Source organism: Priestia sp. YIM B13490 (assembly GCF_042787735.1).
Classification (GTDB): Bacteria; Bacillota; Bacilli; order Bacillales; family Bacillaceae_H; genus Priestia; species Priestia megaterium.
On record NZ_JBHZOT010000002.1, the window covers coordinates 92,284 to 111,633 of the forward strand.

Annotated in this window: 19 protein-coding genes and 1 riboswitch; of the genes, 6 read left to right on the forward strand and 13 right to left on the reverse strand. The window is 37.8% G+C overall.

From position 1 onward, the window contains the following. The first annotated feature begins 87 nt into the window (after positions 1 to 87). Positions 88 to 948, forward strand: coding sequence for a LysR family transcriptional regulator (locus ACFX4R_RS05885; RefSeq protein ID WP_043979426.1), 861 nt, complete (start codon positions 88 to 90; stop codon positions 946 to 948). Positions 949 to 1,075: 127 nt separating this feature from the next. Here the strand turns inward: ACFX4R_RS05885 and ACFX4R_RS05890 are convergent, their stop codons facing one another. The 5 genes from ACFX4R_RS05890 to ACFX4R_RS05910 all read right to left on the reverse strand — a co-directional run bounded on the left by ACFX4R_RS05890 (position 1,076) and on the right by ACFX4R_RS05910 (position 7,266). Further along, positions 1,076 to 2,386 carry a nucleobase:cation symporter-2 family protein gene (locus tag ACFX4R_RS05890; protein WP_013082372.1) on the reverse strand — a complete coding sequence of 437 codons (1,311 nt, stop codon included), beginning with the start codon at positions 2,384 to 2,386 and terminating at the stop codon, positions 1,076 to 1,078. A gap of 1 nt (position 2,387) precedes the next feature. Further along, positions 2,388 to 2,981, reverse strand: a complete 594-nt coding sequence (locus tag ACFX4R_RS05895) for a xanthine phosphoribosyltransferase (RefSeq protein ID WP_028414042.1) — start codon at positions 2,979 to 2,981, stop codon at positions 2,388 to 2,390. Between the two features lie 103 nt (positions 2,982 to 3,084). Beyond that, positions 3,085 to 3,186: riboswitch (purine riboswitch) on the reverse strand. Positions 3,187 to 3,283: 97 nt separating this feature from the next. Next, positions 3,284 to 4,801 carry a carboxypeptidase M32 gene (locus ACFX4R_RS05900; protein WP_043979430.1) on the reverse strand — a complete coding sequence of 506 codons (1,518 nt, stop codon included), beginning with the start codon at positions 4,799 to 4,801 and terminating at the stop codon, positions 3,284 to 3,286. Between the two features lie 124 nt (positions 4,802 to 4,925). Beyond that, the gene (locus ACFX4R_RS05905) at positions 4,926 to 6,863 is read right to left on the reverse strand and encodes an ATP-dependent DNA helicase (RefSeq protein ID WP_025749341.1); all 1,938 of its coding nucleotides are present in this window, start codon (positions 6,861 to 6,863) and stop codon (positions 4,926 to 4,928) included. 223 nt (positions 6,864 to 7,086) lie between these two features. Next, on the reverse strand, positions 7,087 to 7,266 hold the full coding sequence (locus tag ACFX4R_RS05910; RefSeq protein WP_043979434.1) for a hypothetical protein: 180 nt from the start codon (positions 7,264 to 7,266) through the stop codon (positions 7,087 to 7,089). Positions 7,267 to 7,598: 332 nt separating this feature from the next. On the opposite strand from ACFX4R_RS05910, the gene ACFX4R_RS05915 reads away from it, so the two are divergent. The 4 genes from ACFX4R_RS05915 to ACFX4R_RS05930 are packed head-to-tail and all read left to right on the forward strand — an operon-like array spanning position 7,599 to position 11,738. Further along, positions 7,599 to 8,690, forward strand: coding sequence for an ABC transporter ATP-binding protein (locus ACFX4R_RS05915; protein WP_377569123.1), 1,092 nt, complete (start codon positions 7,599 to 7,601; stop codon positions 8,688 to 8,690). Positions 8,691 to 8,726: 36 nt separating this feature from the next. Then, entirely contained in the window at positions 8,727 to 9,974 is a 1,248-nt protein-coding gene (locus ACFX4R_RS05920; RefSeq protein WP_097823962.1) for an ABC transporter substrate-binding protein, read from the forward strand. Then, positions 9,958 to 10,911, forward strand: coding sequence for a carbohydrate ABC transporter permease (locus ACFX4R_RS05925; protein ID WP_043979440.1), 954 nt, complete (start codon positions 9,958 to 9,960; stop codon positions 10,909 to 10,911). Before ACFX4R_RS05920 ends, ACFX4R_RS05925 begins: the two co-directional genes overlap by 17 nt. A gap of 14 nt (positions 10,912 to 10,925) precedes the next feature. Further along, complete coding sequence (locus tag ACFX4R_RS05930; protein ID WP_013056150.1) at positions 10,926 to 11,738, forward strand: carbohydrate ABC transporter permease; 813 nt, start codon at positions 10,926 to 10,928, stop codon at positions 11,736 to 11,738. Positions 11,739 to 11,790: 52 nt separating this feature from the next. Here ACFX4R_RS05930 and ACFX4R_RS05935 read toward each other — a convergent pair whose 3' ends face one another. Next, positions 11,791 to 12,267, reverse strand: coding sequence for a hypothetical protein (locus ACFX4R_RS05935; RefSeq protein WP_323618617.1), 477 nt, complete (start codon positions 12,265 to 12,267; stop codon positions 11,791 to 11,793). Between the two features lie 158 nt (positions 12,268 to 12,425). Here ACFX4R_RS05935 and ACFX4R_RS05940 point away from each other — a divergent pair, with 158 nt between their 5' ends. After that, positions 12,426 to 12,554 (forward strand): hypothetical protein, encoded by a 129-nt coding sequence (locus ACFX4R_RS05940; protein ID WP_013056148.1) that lies wholly within the window; start codon positions 12,426 to 12,428, stop codon positions 12,552 to 12,554. A 44-nt stretch (positions 12,555 to 12,598) separates the two neighbouring features. On the opposite strand, the gene ACFX4R_RS05945 is transcribed toward ACFX4R_RS05940, so the two are convergent. The 7 genes from ACFX4R_RS05945 to ACFX4R_RS05975 form a co-directional block, all read right to left on the reverse strand. Beyond that, a complete protein-coding gene (locus ACFX4R_RS05945) occupies positions 12,599 to 13,744 on the reverse strand; it encodes a THUMP domain-containing class I SAM-dependent RNA methyltransferase (RefSeq protein WP_025749346.1) in 1,146 nt (381 codons plus the stop codon). 209 nt (positions 13,745 to 13,953) lie between these two features. Continuing rightward, positions 13,954 to 15,621 carry a glycoside hydrolase family 13 protein gene (locus ACFX4R_RS05950; protein ID WP_323618616.1) on the reverse strand — a complete coding sequence of 556 codons (1,668 nt, stop codon included), beginning with the start codon at positions 15,619 to 15,621 and terminating at the stop codon, positions 13,954 to 13,956. A gap of 132 nt (positions 15,622 to 15,753) precedes the next feature. Continuing rightward, positions 15,754 to 16,380: a response regulator gene (locus ACFX4R_RS05955; protein WP_013082360.1), complete on the reverse strand. Its 627-nt coding sequence runs from the start codon at positions 16,378 to 16,380 to the stop codon at positions 15,754 to 15,756. Next, entirely contained in the window at positions 16,373 to 17,419 is a 1,047-nt protein-coding gene (locus tag ACFX4R_RS05960; RefSeq protein WP_097823965.1) for a sensor histidine kinase, read from the reverse strand. The genes ACFX4R_RS05955 and ACFX4R_RS05960 overlap by 8 nt, the downstream gene beginning before the upstream one ends. After that, positions 17,416 to 18,144: a cell wall-active antibiotics response protein LiaF gene (liaF, locus tag ACFX4R_RS05965; RefSeq protein WP_013082358.1), complete on the reverse strand. Its 729-nt coding sequence runs from the start codon at positions 18,142 to 18,144 to the stop codon at positions 17,416 to 17,418. Before liaF ends, ACFX4R_RS05960 begins: the two co-directional genes overlap by 4 nt. A gap of 135 nt (positions 18,145 to 18,279) precedes the next feature. Beyond that, positions 18,280 to 18,906, reverse strand: a complete 627-nt coding sequence (locus ACFX4R_RS05970) for a PspA/IM30 family protein (protein ID WP_013056142.1) — start codon at positions 18,904 to 18,906, stop codon at positions 18,280 to 18,282. A 36-nt stretch (positions 18,907 to 18,942) separates the two neighbouring features. After that, the gene (locus tag ACFX4R_RS05975; protein ID WP_014460940.1) at positions 18,943 to 19,287 is read right to left on the reverse strand and encodes a lmo0954 family membrane protein; all 345 of its coding nucleotides are present in this window, start codon (positions 19,285 to 19,287) and stop codon (positions 18,943 to 18,945) included. Between the last annotated feature and the right edge of the window lie 63 nt (positions 19,288 to 19,350).

Consider the following 19,350-nt stretch of genomic DNA (forward strand, 5'->3'; position numbering starts at 1 on the left):
CTACACTATATACACTAGCATCTTCATTGATTTATGAGAACTTCCCTTCTATACTATGGGTATAACAAAAGGTTATAGGTGATAAATATGAAAACAGAATGGCTTGAGTCTTTTATTGAAACAGCCAAAACAAAAAGCTTAAGCAAAGCAAGCGAACAACTGCATATGACGCAGCCCGCGCTCAGTAAGCAAATGAGAAAACTAGAAGAAAATTTAGGAGTAACATTATTTATTCGCTCCGCTACAGGAGTAGAATTAACCTCAGCAGGTAAAATCCTTTTACAAGAAGGTGAATCCATACTATCAAGCGTTCATGCTCTTCAAAAAAAATTAGTGTCTACGCAAGAAGCCTGTGATTTAACTATTGGCACGTGGCAAAGTATGGCTGCTTTTTACTTACCTTATCAACTGGCTTCTGCTAAAGACCACAATCGCCATATTGATATAAAAATCTCGCATCACTATTATGATTTATTGGAGCAGTTAGAAAGCAATCAAATTGACGGGGCTTTATTTGATGATCGAGAGGTTCAACATACTTATTGGTCAAAACTATTGTTCAAAGAAGACTTTTATTTATTTGTGAATGATCAGCACCCGTTAGCCGAAAAAGAAAGCGTATCATTTGAAGATTTCAAAGAAGAACCCATTGTAGTCCTCCCCCCAGGGTGCGATGTTCGGACACTAGTAGAAAAAGCGTACAAGCGTCATAACTTAAAAATTTCCATTGCCAATGAAATTGAATTTGCGCAAAGTATTATGGGGTTTATTTCAGCTAATTTAGGTATTTCAATTCTCCCTGAAATTTTTATGCGCCATTTACAAAGCTCAAACATTAAAGCGTTACCCATTACAGACTTCAAATTCAAAAGAGAAATTTCATTAGTGGCAAAAAACCCTGACGTGGGGAAAATGCTTTATACACTGTTTTTCAAAACACGGTCTTAATAGGAAAGACGAACAAATTGGATGAATGATTTACTATGGATCGCTTGTCGCCCCATGACAATGAAAAGATCCGAACGATTAATCGTTCGGATCTTTTTAACTAAAATACTTTTGTTCTAGCCTCTTTTTATTTCGATACTACTTCGTTTGTTAACTTTGTTTCTGCAACTTGCGTACGTGGTGATTTCATCATATTAAAGACAATATTTAAAAAGATTGCTGTAAAACTCCCCATTACAATACCGCTTCCAGTAAGCACTTGAAGACTCTCTGGTAAGTTTTTGAAGAGTTCAGGCACAACCGTCACCCCTAGACCCATGCCAACCGAACATGCAATCACAAGAAGATTTTCTTGTTTGGCTAAATCAACTTGACTAAGGATTTTAATACCTGAAGAAATTACCATTCCAAACATAGCTACCATTGCTCCTCCAAGTACAGAGCTCGGGATAACTGTCGTCACGGCTGCGATTTTAGGTAGAAAACCCAAAACGATTAAAATTCCACTCGCTGCAAATACAACATTTCTTGTGCGAACACCTGACAACTGTAAAAGTCCTACATTTTGAGAGTACGCTGTATAAGGAAATGCGTTAAAAAATCCGCCTAATAAAATCGCCAATCCTTCTGCACGATAGCCTTTAGACAAATCTTTTTCATCCACTTCTTTTTTACAAATATCACTAACAGCAAAATAAACGCCTGTTGACTCGACAATGCCAACAAGTAAAACAAGAAACATTGTCAGAATGGCCATAATATTAAAAGTTGGCATCCCAAAGTACAGCACATGTGGCATATGAACCCACGCTTCTTCTTTTACGCCGGAAAAATCGACTTTTCCCATAAAAGACGCTGCAATTGTTCCAACAACTAATCCTAATAACACAGAGACGGATCGCATAAACCCTTTTGTAAATCGGTACAGAACAATAATTAATAGCAAAACGCCAAAACCTAAACCTAAATTGCTCAAGCTGCCAAAATCTTTACTTCCTTCTCCTCCGGCTAAATCTTTTATCGCTACGGGAATTAACGTAATTCCAATAATCGTTACAACCGAACCTGTAACTAAAGGAGGAAAAAACTTAACCAATTTACCTAAAAAAGCAGAAAGAAGGACGATGAGTAAACCAGCCACGATAATAGAACCATATATGGAGGAAACGCCGTAAGAACCTCCAATTGAAATCATAGGTCCTACGGCAGTAAACGTACACCCTAATACAACTGGAAGACCAATTCCAAAAAAACGATTTTTCCATACTTGCAGTAACGTTGCCACCCCGCACATAAATAAGTCAATCGCCACTAAATACGTAAGCTGCTGCTGAGTCAAGCCAATGGCTCCTCCAACAATAAGCGGAACAACAATCGCACCTCCGTACATAGCTAAAACATGCTGTAAACCAAGTGAAAAGACTTTTCCTTTATTCATATTAAACCTCCACTGTTGGTTTATCTTCAGCAAATGTCACTTTACCATTTGATAAAGACTGAATGCGTGCTAATGATTCTACTTTAACGCCTGATTTACGAATTTGTTTTCCTCCATCTTGGAACGCTTTTTCAATAACAATACCAATGCCGCCTACTTTAGCACCTGCTTTTTGCACGATATCCATCAAGCCGAATGCAGCTTGGCCGTTTGCTAAAAAGTCATCAATAATTAAAATCACGTCATCTTCTCGAATAAATTTATCAGCAACTGAAATTTCATTTTCTTCTTTTTTTGTAAATGAATATACTTTTGATGTAATGAGTCCGTCTTGAAGTGTTAAAGATTTTCTTTTTCTAGCAAACACCATCTCAACGTTTAGCTTCAATGCGGTCATAATCGCTGGAGCAATTCCTGATGATTCAATCGTTAAAATCTTCGTAATTCCTGCATTTTCAAAACGCGAAGCAAATTCTTCTCCAATTTCTTTCATTAATACAGGATCCATTTGGTGGTTTAAAAATGTGTCTACTTTTAAAACCGTGTCCGATAATACGATACCATCTGTTAAAATTTTGTTTTGCAAAGCTTTCATAGTTCGTTCCTCCAACGTTTGTATTAAAAAAGCTCAAAAACATAGCTGCACTCGTATATGAGTAGAGCAATGTCTTTGAGCTGTTACGCACAAAAGTGAAAAACAAACTTCATCGCTCACCCATAGTCAAACTATTTACGGTAGTTTGGTAGATACTTACGAGCCTTATTCTCGTCATTATATGAGTGCGTTATTGAGTTAATTGTATTATATCAGCAAATCTTTTATTTGAAAATATCTAAAACAGATATTTTCGAACATTTACTTGCGACACAAAACATAATATTCGGTTATAGCGCTTTTTATACGTGATAAATTTCTCCATATTTCTTTTCTAGATACTGAATTAAATAATCTACATTTAAGCCTTCTCCCGTTACATCGTTTAAAATTTCAAGAGGCTTTTTCATTTTTCCGTACTGATGAATATGTTCTGTTAGCCAATTTGTAATCGGCGAAATTTCTCCTTTTTCGAGAAGTTCATCATAATTAGGCAAGTCTTTTAACATGGTATGCTTAAACTGCGCTGCGTACATATAGCCAAGAGCGTAGGAAGGGAAATACCCAAAGCTTCCTCCAGCCCAGTGTACGTCCTGAAGCACGCCTTCTCCATCGTGACTTGGACGAACTCCTAAATATTCTTCGTATTTCTCATTCCAAATTTCCGGTAAATCTGCAACTTTATATTCTCCGTTTATTAATCCTTTTTCAATCTCATAGCGAATCATAATATGAAGAGGATACGTTAACTCATCTGCTTCAATACGAATAAGCGACGGTTTCGCCTCATTTACTCCTCGGTAAAAATCTTCTAAAACTACATCGTCAAATTGTCCCGGCGCATGCTTTTTTAGTACGTCGTAATGATGCTGCCAAAATGCTTTATTTTTCCCGACAAACTGCTCAAAAAACAGCGACTGTGATTCATGAATTCCCATTGAAGTACCTTCACATAGAACCGTACCGACAAGATTCTTTGAAATATTCTGTTCATATAAAGCATGGCCGCATTCGTGAATTGTTCCAAAAATAGCCGTTCGAAAATCGTTTTCGGCATATTTAGTCGTGATGCGCACATCTCCCGGGTTTAGGCCAGTAGCAAAAGGATGGACTGTTTCATCAAGTCGCCCCGCTTCAAAATCATAGCCAAGCGTTTTTAACACGTCTAGACTAAATTGCTTTTGCGCTTCTTTTGGGAAAGTACGGAATAAAAATTCCGTATTTGGCTTTGTATTCGACCCGGCGATTCGCTGAACAAGAGGCACAATATGCTCCCGTAGCTTTCCAAATACCTCGTCTAAGATTTCAACCGTCATCCCCGGTTCAAAAAGGTCCAATAAACGGTTATATTTGTTTCCTTCATAACCCCAATACTCCACAAACTTCTGATTGAACGCTACAATTTTTTCGAGGTACGGTTGAAATAAAGCAAAATCTGCTTTTTCTTTTGCGTCTTCCCAAACCGACTCCGCTTTTGAAGTTAACGTAACGTATTCTTTATATTCATGCGGAGGAATCTTTTTATTTAAGTCATATTCTTTTTTACATTCTTCCACTGCTTTTTTCGTAATATCGTTTATGTAAGGCTGTGACTCAGGGTTCGTTAATTTCTCAATAAAACCTGCCATGTCATCAGAAACAGAAAGATTGAACGCTTCTGATGACATCATGCCAATAACTTCAGAACGCTGATCTGCCCCTTTTTTTGGAGCACCCGTCCTCAAATCCCAGTACATCACTCCGATTGCCTCGTGATAACTTTTGATTTTATTCATGTATTCATAAAACTGTTTCTCAATTTTCTGTATGTCTTCTCTCATTGTTTTTCCTCCTTACTTTCCTTATTTCACCATAAATTATTTTATCATAATAGTAACGGCGTGTATATAACTGAATATTCAATCTATTATGCATATAAAAAAGCGCGGCTACAACCGCGCTTTTTTATATGTTTTCTATTTTCGTTGGGACATTTTGTTCAATGATTGAACGCACTTTTGAATCTGTGCTTTTTGGCATAAAGATCGTGATTAGACCCTTATCGTTATGAGAGCGAATCAGTCTTCCAACTCCTTGCTTTAAGCGAAGAAGCATATAAGGCATATCTGCATCCCAGAATGGATCGACTACTTGATTGCGCTTTGCTTCAAAGACCGGATCATTTGGTGGATACGGCAGAGACCAAATAATTACATTAGATAGCGAAGGTCCAGGAATATCCAATCCTTCCCACAAATGAACAGCGCATAAAATTGTTTCTTCTTCCCTTTGGAACTGAGATACTAATTTACTGATTTCTTGATCGCCTTCAAATAAAAATGTGTACTGATTTAACTCTTTGGAAACTTCTTTGAACATCTCTAGTTCTTCTTTGCTGTTAAACAGTAAAAGTGCCCGTCCGTTCGTTTTTTCGAGCTGTGCAACAGCAAAGGCGAATTTTTCAGCAAATGCTTCTTCTTGATCATCCGAAACATTTTTTACCGCAATTTTCATTTGCTCATCATAATCAAATGGCGATTCAACAGAAAAAGAAAGCGGCTTTGCAATTCCTAAGCTATATGCTAAATAATCGAACGATTGGTTATCTGAAAGAGTGGCAGAAGTGAAAATATATGGTATTTTCTTCGCAAATACTCGTTCTTTTAAGACGTCTTTTACTGCTTGCGGCATAATAACCAACGTCAGCTGCCAGTTATTTTCTTCTACCCAGTAGATGGCATTTTCGTTGTCCATAAATAAGCGCAGCGAATAATCAATTTGATCCAGGTACTCATCTACAATTCGCAGCGTATATTCGTCTACTGTATAGGTCTCACTCTCAAACACAAGCTCGTTTCCGATATGCTCAAGCAGCGATAAAAGTTCTTTTCCTACACTTTGTAATCCGTTTGTACGGGCTACTTCTTTACGGCTAGAACCAACGATTTCTGTACTTGCTTCACTTAAACGGTCAAAGAACATTGCATATACATCGATAGCATGCTCGATCTTCACAGCAAATTCTTCTCGCACGTCATTTTCTAATAGACGCGTTAACAAGTTTTCTAACGTATCTTCTTGAATGCGATATGTTAAAGCCTTTTGTGCAGCAAATTCCAGCAGGTGACCTTCATCAAATACAACACAGCTGCTTTCAGGAAGAAGGGGAAGCTGTCCTTCACGCTTGCGGGCTTCATATGTCCAAATGTGCTCCATGTAAAAATCGTGAGAGCAAATAATTAAGTCATGTGCTTTTCTATAGTGCTCACGTGAAAGCGTTAAGCCGCATCTATGACGCTGCTCACAGGAAGAGCAGTCTTGAAACGTATCCCAGTTAATTTGATTCCATTCCTCATCCGTTAAATGAGGATATTCTTTACGGTCTCCGTAGTGATAGAACGACTGCATACCGCTATGATCATGAACAAAATCAGGAAGCGTATCGTAAATTTCTTCAATGTTTTCATTATCTGTTCGTGCTGTCACAGCATCTAATTTCTTTAAACACAGATACTGATCTTGAGATTTTGCTAGGCGAACATCCATGTTAATATCTAAAATACCAGAGAGCTTTGCAATGTCTCCTTCGGCTTTTACTAACTGTTCAATTAATGTTTCATCCGCACAGGCAATAATAGCTGGCTTGCCAATATACCTTGCATAACAAATAGCGTACAGTAAATACACAATAGTTTTCCCTGTTCCTACACCTGCTTCTGCAAAGATTACATTTTTTTCTTTAAAAGCTCGTTCGATTTGAAAAGCCATAAAAATTTGTTCATCCCGAAGTTCTAACCCAGCGTCTGGAAGATGATCATAAAAAACATCACCTATCCATTCATTTAATTTGTCAAAAAAGTTTTCATCCCGCTCAATTGTAAAAGGCAACCGCTCTCTCATCATCGATACTGACTCCTTTATTTATGTAAATATCTATCAATAAAAATTAGCTTCACTTCTTTTTATCTAGTAAATTTCTCATGTAAGCAAAACTTAATTATTGACTACTTTATCTAAAATGTCAATAAAAAGAGCTGAACATAAAAAAGTTCTGCCTGTAATGACAGAACCTTTTTGTATAAAAGCTGAGTGTATAGAACGCAAACGGAATAAGTGCTATTAAAAATTAATTACAGCGGAATTTTGAGTCCGTGGACTGAGACAATAAAAAGGCCGCTTCATACTCGGCTTTTGCTTGTTCCAGCTGAGTAAGCGTCTCTCCGCTTACTTCTATTCCCTGCTGCATTAAATAATAGCTGTTTTCCAACGCTTGACGAATCATAGTGAACTCCGTGTTTCTATCCATTTATAAACATCCTCTCTCTGTAGTGCTTACTATAAAAGTGAATACTATCATTCTATACACCAGCTGTTTATTTTATTCTCAAAACCAGCATCTCTAGCTTAATAAGTGGCTTCTTTCATTTAAGAAAATAATCGAACTTATTAAAATATTTTAATTCTCACTTGACATATAGGAATAATATATTTTAAAATTACTTACAGATTCAATCACTCAAAACTACATAATACAGGCTTACCGGTCAACCGATAGCCTCTAATTGCCAGATACACGTACCATCCGTCTGTGCAATTAGAGGCTTTTATTTTTTTAAAAGCCTGCTGAAAGGAGAAAAAATGGCAGAACTGCAGTTACAGCATGTGTATAAAAAATACGGAAAAGTTAGTCTTGCAGTTGATAATTTCAATCTTCATATTCAAGACAAAGAATTTATTGTATTTGTAGGACCTTCAGGGTGCGGCAAATCCACTACCCTTCGAATGATCGCTGGCCTTGAATCGATAACAGAAGGAGAATTGCTTATTAATGGAGATCGTGCAAACGATTTACCTTCTAAGGACCGAGATATTGCAATGGTGTTTCAAAACTACGCGCTTTACCCTCATTTAACAGTTTACGACAACATGGCATTTGGCTTGCAGCTCCGCAAAGTCCCAAAACAAGAAATTGATGAGCGCGTTCGTGAAGCGGCTCGTATTTTGGACTTAGAACCCTATTTAAAACGCAAGCCAAAAGCGTTATCAGGAGGGCAGCGTCAGCGGGTGGCTTTAGGAAGAGCCATTGTACGGAATGCCCAAATTTTTTTAATGGATGAGCCTTTATCTAACCTTGATGCGAAGCTTCGCGTACAAATGCGAGCTGAAATTAGTAAGCTTCATCAGAAGCGGCAGACGACCATTATTTATGTAACCCACGATCAAACAGAAGCGATGACGATGGCAAGCAGAATTGTAGTTATGAAAGACGGAAAAATTCAGCAAATAGGTTCACCTATGCAAGTATATAATGCTCCAGAGAATACGTTTGTAGCTAGTTTTATAGGATCACCGGGAATGAACTTTTTCACAGGAAAAGTAGTGAACAGTAAACTGCACATCAGTGAACATGAGTTTCAACTGACAGAAAATCAAATGCATTCGTTACATGAAAAAGGCTACAACAATCAGTTCGTTACTATAGGAATTCGACCTGAGCATATTACGCGGGCCTCTTCTGATGCTCCTCATATTTCATTACCGGTAGATGTGTCTGAGTTATTAGGAGCAGAGTACATACTATACAGTAGTTTAGGAGACCAGCTCTTTGTGGCTAAAATCCCTGGGGATGAACATATTCAAGTTCATCAGCACTTTCCATTTCATTTTCAAATGAATCATGCTCATTTCTTTGATCAAGCATCTACCAACCGTATTAAAATTGACCAATAACTATCTAAAATGAATTCTATAAGTGGGGGAACTAAAATGAAAAAATTATTAATTCTGTTAGCAATGCTCACCGTGATCATCGCGGGCTGCGGCAAAAACAGTTCAACAAGCGGCGACAGCAGCGACTCTTCTAAAAAAGTAACCATTAACTTTACGCATTGGCGAGGAGAAGATTCGAAAGCTTTTGATTCTATCATTGAGCAATTTGAAAAGAAAAATCCAAACATTCATGTAGAAATGACCGTCTTTCCTTCTGATTCCTATCAATCACAAATTCAAGGATCTCTACTATCTGGAGAAGGTATCGATGTATTTGCTAGTTTTCCAGGAAGTCAATTTGAAACGATTCGCAAAGCAAACGGTTTTGCAAAGCTGGACGACCAAAACTTACTCAGCAAATTTGACGAAAAGCTAATCCAAGCGGGTAAAGCGGATAATACGCAATATGCTCTTCCTTATCAGCTAGTCTATAACATCCCTGTCTATAACAAAGGCATTTTTGAAAAATTAAATTTAGATGTTCCTAAAGATTGGAATAGCTTTTTAAAAACAGCTGAAACATTAAAGAAAAATGGATACACGCCGATCTTATTTTCAGGAGACGTAAGTCCTTCTCAATTTATTAATCCCATGATTATGAATAACGAACCTACAAACAACGCCCTTCATGAAGTAGAAACGGGCAAGCGCAAGCTAACTGATGAATGGTTTACCAAAACCCTATCTCAAATTAAAGAATTAAATGACAAAGGTTACTTCCAAAAAGATGCTCTTGGTACGAAAAAAGAAAGTGCTGCAGCACTTTTTGCTCAGGAAAAAGGAGCAATGCTTGCTCAAGGTTCTTATATGATGGCTACAGTCAAACAGCAAAATCCGAAGATTGATCAAGGTTTGCTTGCACCGATTACAGTGAATCAAGATAAAGCAAAATACGAAGGTGTTCATACCACGACATTCTTATTAGGTGTTGCTGAAAAATCAAAACACAAAGAAGCTGCTGAGAAATTTTTAACTTTCCTTGCAGATCCAAAGATTTCTTCTGAGTATGCGAATGCTACTGGCCAGTTATTAACGGTCAAAGACGTGAAATATGATTCACCTGAACTCAAAGAAAGCGCAAAATGGAAAGACAAAAAAACGGTCTTCCAACCTCGATTTACAATTTTAAATGAGCGCGTATCAAAAGCTGTTGAAACATCTGTACAGGACGTACTATCCGGTATGTCAGCGAAAAAAGCTGCTGAAAAAGCACAAGGAGAGGTAGAACGTGTCGCTAAAAACTAATACGTCTATTCAAGAAGAAGAAAAGAGAACCCCTTCGTTCTCTTTTCCTCTCTTTTCATTTAAAAGTATCTCTAAAAGCCGACATCTATGGTTGTTTTTACTTCCCGGCTTTATCATATATACTGTTTTCTTTGCCTTGCCAACGCTTTCTGCTTTATTTTTAAGCATAACTGATTGGAATGGATTGTCTTCTCAGTTCTCATTTGTAGGGCTTCAAAACTTCAAAGAAATTTTAACAAACGATGCTATTTTTACACAGTCTCTTACAAACAACTTAAAGTTCACAATTGGCGTGCTGATCTTTCAAACGTTATTGAGCTTGGGATTTGCACTTTTACTTTATAAAAATTCTGCATGGAATACATTTTATCGCTCACTCTTTTTTGTACCGACGATTATTTCGTCCGTGTCGATTGCCTTCACGTGGAACTTTATGTATGACCCCAACATTGGAGGAGTTAACCTATTTTTAAGTAAAATAGGCCTTGAGCATTGGACCCAGTCTTGGATTGGAAATGGACATATCGCAATTTACAGCTTGGCTTTTGTACAATTTTGGGCACATACTGGTCAAATGCTTATTATTTTTGTAGCTGGAATTCAAGCTATTCCCAGTGAGTTATATGAAGCTGCTAGTATTGATGGAGCAACACGATGGCAAAAATTCAAGCGCATTACGTGGCCTCTGTTAGCTCCAGCTACGACAATGGTTGTAGCTTATACGACCATACAAAGTTTTAAAGCATTTGATTTAATCATTGCAATGACAAATGGAGGTCCCTCCAACTCAACTGAAATTCTTTCGACACTTCTTTATCACGAAGCTTTTATTAATTTTCGTTTCGGCTATGCCTCTGCCATTTCAGTTGTATTTATGATTGTAATTGCTCTTTTAACGTTTCTTCAATTTCGCGTACTTCGCTTGACCAAAATGTAAAAGGAGATTCTTTTATGAAACAAAACCCATTCAGACAACTGATTTTAGGGATATACGGTTTGATCATTCTGTTGCCCTTAAGCTTGGTTTTATTAACAACCTTTAAAACAACGCCTGAACTTTACAGCAACCCAATCGGATTACCAGCAGGCTGGAATATTGAAAATTATAAACAGCTGCTCGTCAATGAACCCATCTTTGGCTATATTAAAAACAGCGTGATTGTTACCGTCTTTAGCACGTTTTTTATTCTATGGTTTTCAAGCATGATTGCTTATGCTATTATTCAGCTACCTCAAAAGCTTGGATGGATTGTATACGGCTTTTTTGTTTGCGGAATGATTGTCCCTACTCAAGTCAATATGATTCCTGTCTTTTTGCTGATGAATAAGCTTGGACTCGTCAATACGCTAACAGGCGTCATTATCGTCTCCATAAGTTTTTTGCTTCCCATCGGTGTGTTTATTATCACGGGCTTTATGAAAACTTTGCCAAGGGAACTATTCGAAGCTGCTCGCATGGACGGAGCGTCAGAGTGGAAAATATATTCAAAAATCGCTCTTCGACTCTCAATACCATCAATGGCTACAGTAGGAATTTTTTCGTTTGTGATTGTGTGGAATGATCTGTTATTCCCTTTGCTGTTGTTAAAATCTAAAGAAGTAAAAACGCTGCCTATTGCACTATTGGACTTTCAAGGGGAATTTCTGACTAATTACCCTATGCTGTTTTCAGCAGTCGTTCTTTCTTCTATCCCATTATTGATTGCGTACGTGTTTTTGCAAAAGCATTTCATTTCAGGAATGACATCTGGGGCATTAAAATAGCAGGCAAGAAAATCACGTTTCCCTGCCTGCCCCTTTATTCGATAGGATTTTTTTAAAAAGCACGCTGAGGTTTCGGTTTCTCTACTACTAGATGTTGGTAAACGTACATTAAAGCAGCTTTCAACAGAAAGATACCTAGCAAATGGTACTCTTTAAATGTGCCTACCCTAAAAAGCTTTGCACGGCTCATAGCTCGTTGAAAAGGATAAACAAAAAATGTATCTACGATTGCATTTAATAACATATACCTTCCAAAATGGCCATATGTGAACTTTTCAATCCATAAAGAACCTGCTAAAAATGGACCTAAAAGTAAAGCAGCTTCACCTGTTAGATATGGATGAGGAGGATTAGGAAATATCCACCACTTCTTTTTTTCAGCAATATAGCTTTCAACCATAATTAAAAAGGAAATAAACATAGTAGATGATAAATAGCGCTTAATATGCTGTCGTCCTATAAAAGGGATGGTTAACCATGAAAGAAGCATCAGCCCCCCAAAAATCCGTGCTGATCGATTTTTTCTCATTTTATCACCTCTTAGGTTTTAGTATGAGATTTCCCTTTCGTAAGTATGTTAGAAATAAGCTAATCATTTCTCGTTTTAGGCCTGCTATTGAAAAGAAATGAATACATATATTGCCCTGCTACTCGCTCATACTATAAAAAACATAATGGGGTGAGTATATGCATGATTATTATGACGGACTATATAAATACCTGCTTAATGCTACATTTTGGTTTATTTTATTAATTGTCGTGCTCGGTATAGGCATGTTTGGAATGCTAGCTTATCGAGGTTTGAAAAAGAAATAACGTACAAAAGCCAAGCTGGTTTTTACACCGCTTGGCTTTTGTATTTATTGATCGTTGCGTGGAGGACGAGGTCCCCAATATTGATAGTAGTCTGTTTTAATAAACCCGTTAAACAATTTGCGTTTTTTCGTTGCTTTTTTACCGTAGTATTGTTCAAATTGTTCATGAGATGTAAGCATATAAATCGACCACGTATCAAGCTTAGAAAACGCTTCGCCCATTTCAGCGTACATTTTTTCAACAGAAGGACGATCGCTTAAACGTTCGCCGTACGGAGGGTTACCAATAATAATTCCATATTCTTTCGGCGTCGTAAAATCGCGCACTTGCATTTGCTTAAATTGAATTAAATCTCCAAGTCCAGCTTCAAATGCATTTTGCTCCGCTACTTTTACCATACGATGGTCAATATCATGACCAGCAATATCTAGCACTTGGTCGTAGTTCGCTAAGTCTTCTGCTTCTTCGCGCGCTTTGTCCCAAATACTTGCTGACATCCATGGCCATTCTTCTGATAAGAAGTCACGGTTAAATCCTGGTGCAATATTTTGACCGATAAGCGCTGCTTCGATAGCAATTGTACCTGAACCGCAAAAAACATCGACAAACGGACGATCCGCATTCCACGGCGTTAGCATAATTAGAGCCGCTGCCAGCGTTTCTTTTAAAGGAGCTTCCCCTTGCCCAACGCGGTAACCGCGCTTATGAAGTCCTGCACCGCTTGCGTCAATTGTTAATGTAGCAACATCTTTTAATAGCGCTACTTCAATTTTAAACGTTGACCCTGTTTCTTCGAGCCAGCCTGTTGTTTTGTTATAATGTTTTTTCATGCTGTCAACAATTGCTTTTTTCACAATGCTTTGACAATCTGATACGCTGAACAATTTAGATTTAACTGATTTTCCCGATACAGGAAACTGTGCATCTACGGGCAAATAATCTCCCCAATTTAATGCTTTTGTTTGTTCAAAAAGCTCATCAAACGTACGAGCTTTGAACTGTCCAACCTGCACTTTAATTCGATCTGCTGTACGAAGCCATAAATTGCAGCGAGCAATTGCGAGCTCGTCCCCTTCAAAAATAACCTTGCCATTATCTACTTCACAGTCATATCCTAAAGCACGCACTTCTTTAGCGACCAGTGCTTCAATACCCATTGCTGCTGTTGCAATAATTTTATATTTCGCCATTTTTCAACCTCATTTTGTTTCTAATTATCTACACTAAGTGTAAAAGTACCATATACATGCGCCGTAGTCAAAGCTTTCTCCGTCTTTTTATTAAAATGCAAAAACTGCTGGCTTTGGATAGAGCCAGCAGTTTCTTCACCTATGTCGCCTATAAATGTGTTTTTAAAAGCTTTTCACTTTAAGATTGCGCAATCGGTTGCTCAACTTGTTTATGAAAGTAAGTATACACGTGTTTCATATGGGTGCAGCGTACATTTTTCAAGCGTTTCATTTTTATCCAACGGATAATTATGAATCAGCACTTCTCTGTTTGAAAACGAGCTCTCTGAAAGAAACTCGAACGTTTGATTTTTCGGTGACATATTACAAATAACAACAGCGGTTTTACCTTCTAATGTTCGCGTATACGCGTAAATAGCGGAATCTTCTTCTGCCAATAGCTTATAAGTTCCATATACTAACACATCATGCTGTTTTCTAATTTTAATGAGCTGTTTGTAAAAATTCAGCACCGAATTTTCATCAATTTTCTGCTCTTCTACGTTAATATCTACGTAATTTGGATTCACCTTCATCCAAGGGGTACCAGTAGAAAACCCTGCATTTCTTTCTGTATTCCACTGCATTGGCGTTCTTGAATTATCGCGGCCTGTTTCCCAAATCACTTTCATAATCTCGTCATGTGTATCGCCTTTTTCACGCTGGATACGGTAGTAGTTAATCATACCAACATCATCATAATCGTCAATAGAATCAAACTTAACATTGGTCATTCCAAGTTCTTGTCCTTGATAAATAAACGGTGTTCCTTTCATTAAAAAGTATAGTGCAGCTAAGCACTTTGCACTTTCTACTCGGTAAGCTACGCTGCCGAATTTATTTACAGAACGAATTTGGTCATGATTTTCTAAATATAAAGCGTTCCAGCCGTTGATTTTTTCTAAACCATTTTGCCAATTAGTTAAAATCGTTTTTAACTCGATTAAATCAAGCGGTTTTTCTTCTCCTTTATCCCATAGTCCCATATGCTCGAACTGAAAAATCATATTGAAGTTTCCGCCATCTTCAGCTACCCACTCATCTGCGCTGTCCGATGTTACACCATTTGCCTCTCCAACCGTCATAATATCATATTTGGCAAACGTATTTTCTTTTAGCTCTTTTAAATGTTCTTGAATTCCCGGTCGATTCATATGCCCTTCAAACGATGGCACATAATCTAGTTTTTCAGGGTTCGGTAGGTCTGGGAAGCCGGCCACTTTCTTAATATGCGAAATAGCATCTACACGAAAACCGTCAATTCCTTTATCTAACCACCAGTTAACCATTTCATAAAGCTCATGACGTACTTTTTCATTTTCCCAGTTTAAATCGGGCTGTTTTTTAGAAAATACGTGCATGTAATATTCTTTTGTCTTTTCGTCTAACTCCCAAGCTGATCCGCTAAAAATAGATTCCCAGTTGTTTGGCTCTTTGCCATCTTTACCTTCGTGCCAAATATAATAATCACGATATGGATTCTCTTTAGAAGACCTGGACTCTAAAAACCAAGGGTGTTCATCTGAAGTATGATTAATAACTAAATCCATAATCAGCTTCATTCCGCGATGGTGAACTTCATCTAGCAGCTCATCAAAGTCTTCCATTGTTCCGAAATCTTTCATAATATCTTTATAATCACTGATATCGTAGCCATTATCGTCGTTAGGAGACTGATAAATCGGGCAAATCCAAATGACATCAATTCCAAGATCAGATAAATAGTCTAATTTTGAAATAACCCCTTGAATGTCACCAATTCCGTCGCCGTTTGAATCCATGAAGCTTCGCGGGTAGATTTGATACGCAACAGCTTCTTTCCACCATTTCTTTTCCATGTGCTCAACCCCTCAAAATAGTGCTTTTACGTAAGCGTTTGCCTTTACGCATATCGCTATTTTATAATGAATACATGCAAAAAAATAGGTTTTTCACAAAAAAAATCGTTATTCTCTTTTGAATAACGATTCTCACTGCGCTAATTTGTGTTTAAAGGCGTAGATGACGGCTTGAGTCCGGTCCTGTACATCCAGCTTACTTAACAAATTGCTCACATGTGTTTTTACCGTCTTTAGCGCAATAAATAATTCGTCTGCAATCTCTTGATTTGTTTTGCCTTGTGTCATTAGCAGTAAAATTTCCATTTCACGAGCCGTCAGTTCTTCATGAGGTAAAGACGGTTTTCTCATTTTAGACATCATTTTACCGGTTACTTCGGGCTCTAATACAGATTGCCCCTCATATGTACGGCGAATAGCAGCTGCAATTTCTCCTGCTTTAGACGTTTTTAATAAGTAGCTTGTTGCCCCTGCCTCTAGAGCGGGATATACTTTTTCATCATCTAGAAAGCTAGTGACAATGATCACTTTCGCTTCTGGCCACTGCTTAATCAGTTGTTTTGTTGCTTCAATCCCGTCCATTTCTTCCATGACTAAATCCATTAAAATAATATCCGGGCGCAGCTGAAGCCCTAATTCAACGGCCTGTTGGCCGTTTGCTGCTTCAGCTATTACATGGATGTCTGCTTGAGCCGATAAATACGCTCCTACGCCAATACGAACCATTTCATGGTCATCCACTAACAGTACATTAATCATTTTGCTTCTCCTCTCTTTCTACTAACGGTACTTTTACTTCTAGCTTTGTTCCTTTGTCGGGCAAGCTAATAATTTTTAATAGGCCCCCAATTTCAACTGCGCGTTCGTACATATTTTGCAGACCGTACGATCCGACTTTTTCCTTTTCTACATCAAAACCAACTCCATTATCAACAATACGTAAAATAATGGAAAAGTCACGTTTAATCAGCAACACATCTAAAGCTGTTGCATTGGCATGACGCAGCGTATTTGATACGGATTCTTGCAAAATTCTAAACAAGTGGTCTTCAATGCCTTTATCAAGTTCAAATCCTTCTATTTTCCAATTTAATTCAAGCGGTACTTTTTGAGCAAGCTCATTCATCAGTTCTTTCATTCCAGCCTGTAGCGATTTTCCTTTTAATGCTGCAGGACGAAGATGAAGAAGCAAAGCCCTCATTTCAAGCTGTGATTGGTTAATCATTTTTTCAACCATCTTTAATTGCTTAGCTTCAGAGTCTTGCAGCCTAAGATTGGACTCCGTAATAGCAGACATAAGCATCGAAGCGGCAAATAGCTGCTGACTAACGGAGTCATGCAGTTCTCTAGCAAGCCGATTTCGTTCCTGAGAAACAATTTCTTGCACTTGCTTTTGCTGATTTTCCACTTTTTCCGTTGCCATCTTTTGAGATTGCTGTGCTTGAAGAATCATTTTATGATCTACTTTATTTAAACGGCTTATAATTCGAGACGTTTCTTGAATAAGCGGTTCATTTGCCGACATATGCCGGTGGCCATTTTCTATTTCATATAATCGGTTTTCAACATATGTCCACTGCTGTCTCCACATAAACCCCATGATTCCTCCAATCACGCTTCCAATCGTAAGGCTCAAACTGAAGGAAAACAGCACAAAAGGCATGCCAAATACGCTTGTTTTCCATAAGTCGCTAAGTTGAAAAACAGGATATGCAAAAAACACGGTAAGGAGCACGGATACAAATACAAAAAAACTTAGGAAAATCCCCCATAATAACTGCCGTTGAAGAATACTCATATCCTTTGCACCTCTAAATCTCCAATCACAACAGTTGTAACAATCTTCACCCTATGAGCAGATTGATCAAATTCCTCTGTTTTGATAGACAAATTTTCATTGAACGAAAAGCCGCGCTGATGTCCAAAAACCGTTACGTTTCCTGCTAGTTTAGAATGATTCACAGATACTTCCGTTTCGTAAGGAATAAGCACTTTAATATTTCCAAACACTTGACGAATAAAAATAACCGCATCGCCTTTTGGCAGAACGGTATTGCTTAAATCAACCACAATGTCGCCCCATACGCTTTGAATATTAATATCATCCCATTCGTATACGGAGTCTTCGGTTCTTTGACTACCAAGAAGTTTATTCGTCAAAACCGGCCGGACCTGCACCAAACTTTGGTTTGGCTGCTGGGTAAATTCGTCAGTTGGTCTGAATTCAACCGGATGCTTTCTTGATTGAATAAATCTAAGTAAAAAATACAGAAAAAGAGCAATAACTAAAAACTTAAAGGCAACCGTATTAAATATATTCAACACAAGCCCAATAACGCCAATCCAAAATAAAATGCGCCCTAGTTTTCTTCTCATTTTTTTTCGCCCAATATACATGAACGCACCGGCAATTAATACAGAAAAGATCAAGCCGCTGTGAAAAAACATAATTTCAATAAACAGGACAAATAAACTGCAAATAAAAATGAACATAAGAGATTCTGTTTTGTTTACGCTTTGCACAGCTCTCTCTCCCTTCTCCTCGTAGATGACATAGCGTTCTTTGGATGCCGCAGGTATCTATTCTCCCACCTTAAAAAGACGCAGAAACCTACGCCTTTTTTAGAATACCATGTTTTATGCAGAAACACTGATTTTTTACGATGATTTTACTCTTTTTTCTAATTCAGCAATCTTGCTGTCTACCGTTTGTCTATAGTAATTTGTATTAATTTGATTTTCAAGCTGGTCAATATAGGTTTCCATTTCGTCAAACTGGCTGTAAGACGTATAAGATGCTTCTGTTTTCATTACTGAATTCATACGATGATGCGCACGAGCAATATTTTCGCGCCCCATTAGTTCCATACGGCGAATATGCATATCTTTTACCTTATGCTTCATTTCTTCATACTTTTGTTCGAGCTCTTCTAACTGCTTGGATGCATCTTCATAAGATTCTTTTACGCGCTTTGCTCTCTCTTCGTAGTGAGCATGTTCTTTTAAAATAAATTCATGTAATTCCGCTTCTTCAGCTGCTTGTGCTACTTGTGCTTGTTCATGGCGCTTTTTCATCATGTCAAGGGCCAGATGATATTCGCGATTAAACTGTTCTTTTAACGTGTGCTGTCGCTCAACAAGCTGCCTTACCTTTTCGGTCTCCTGCTCGCATTGACGCAAATAGTGGTTTAGTGCAGCAATTGGATTTTTTTGTTCTTTGTGATCAAGCAATTGATGAAGGTCTGCAGAAATCGTTTCTTTCATTCGAGTAAATAAGTTTCTCATTTTGTTCATCTCCTTAGATAATAAAGTAAACTTTTATTATTTTTGATTTAAGTCAGCCCACTGACGTTCAAAATGCTTAAACGGATCTTCTTTTTCCGTTTTTATAGGGCTGCTGCTGTTCCACTTTTTATATACAATGTAAAGTACGACTGCTGCGATGATACCAGCAAGGGCCGGGAGGTTTGAAACAGTTGTTAAGAGTACGACAACACCAATAAACCCCCAGAGCCATTTTTTAAAGGGGGTCTCTGCTTTAACAAACCCTTTAAATGCTACGTACAAAATAACCAAGCCAAGTGCAAGCCCTACCATCGGACCGGCATTTGCAAGAAGAACGATAGCAGCTACCGCTCCAATCAAAAACAAACCAACTTTTTTCATTTTGTCTCCTCCTTTCGCTTATCTATATACTTAGTTTAAGGATTATGACGTTTTTTCAAAACG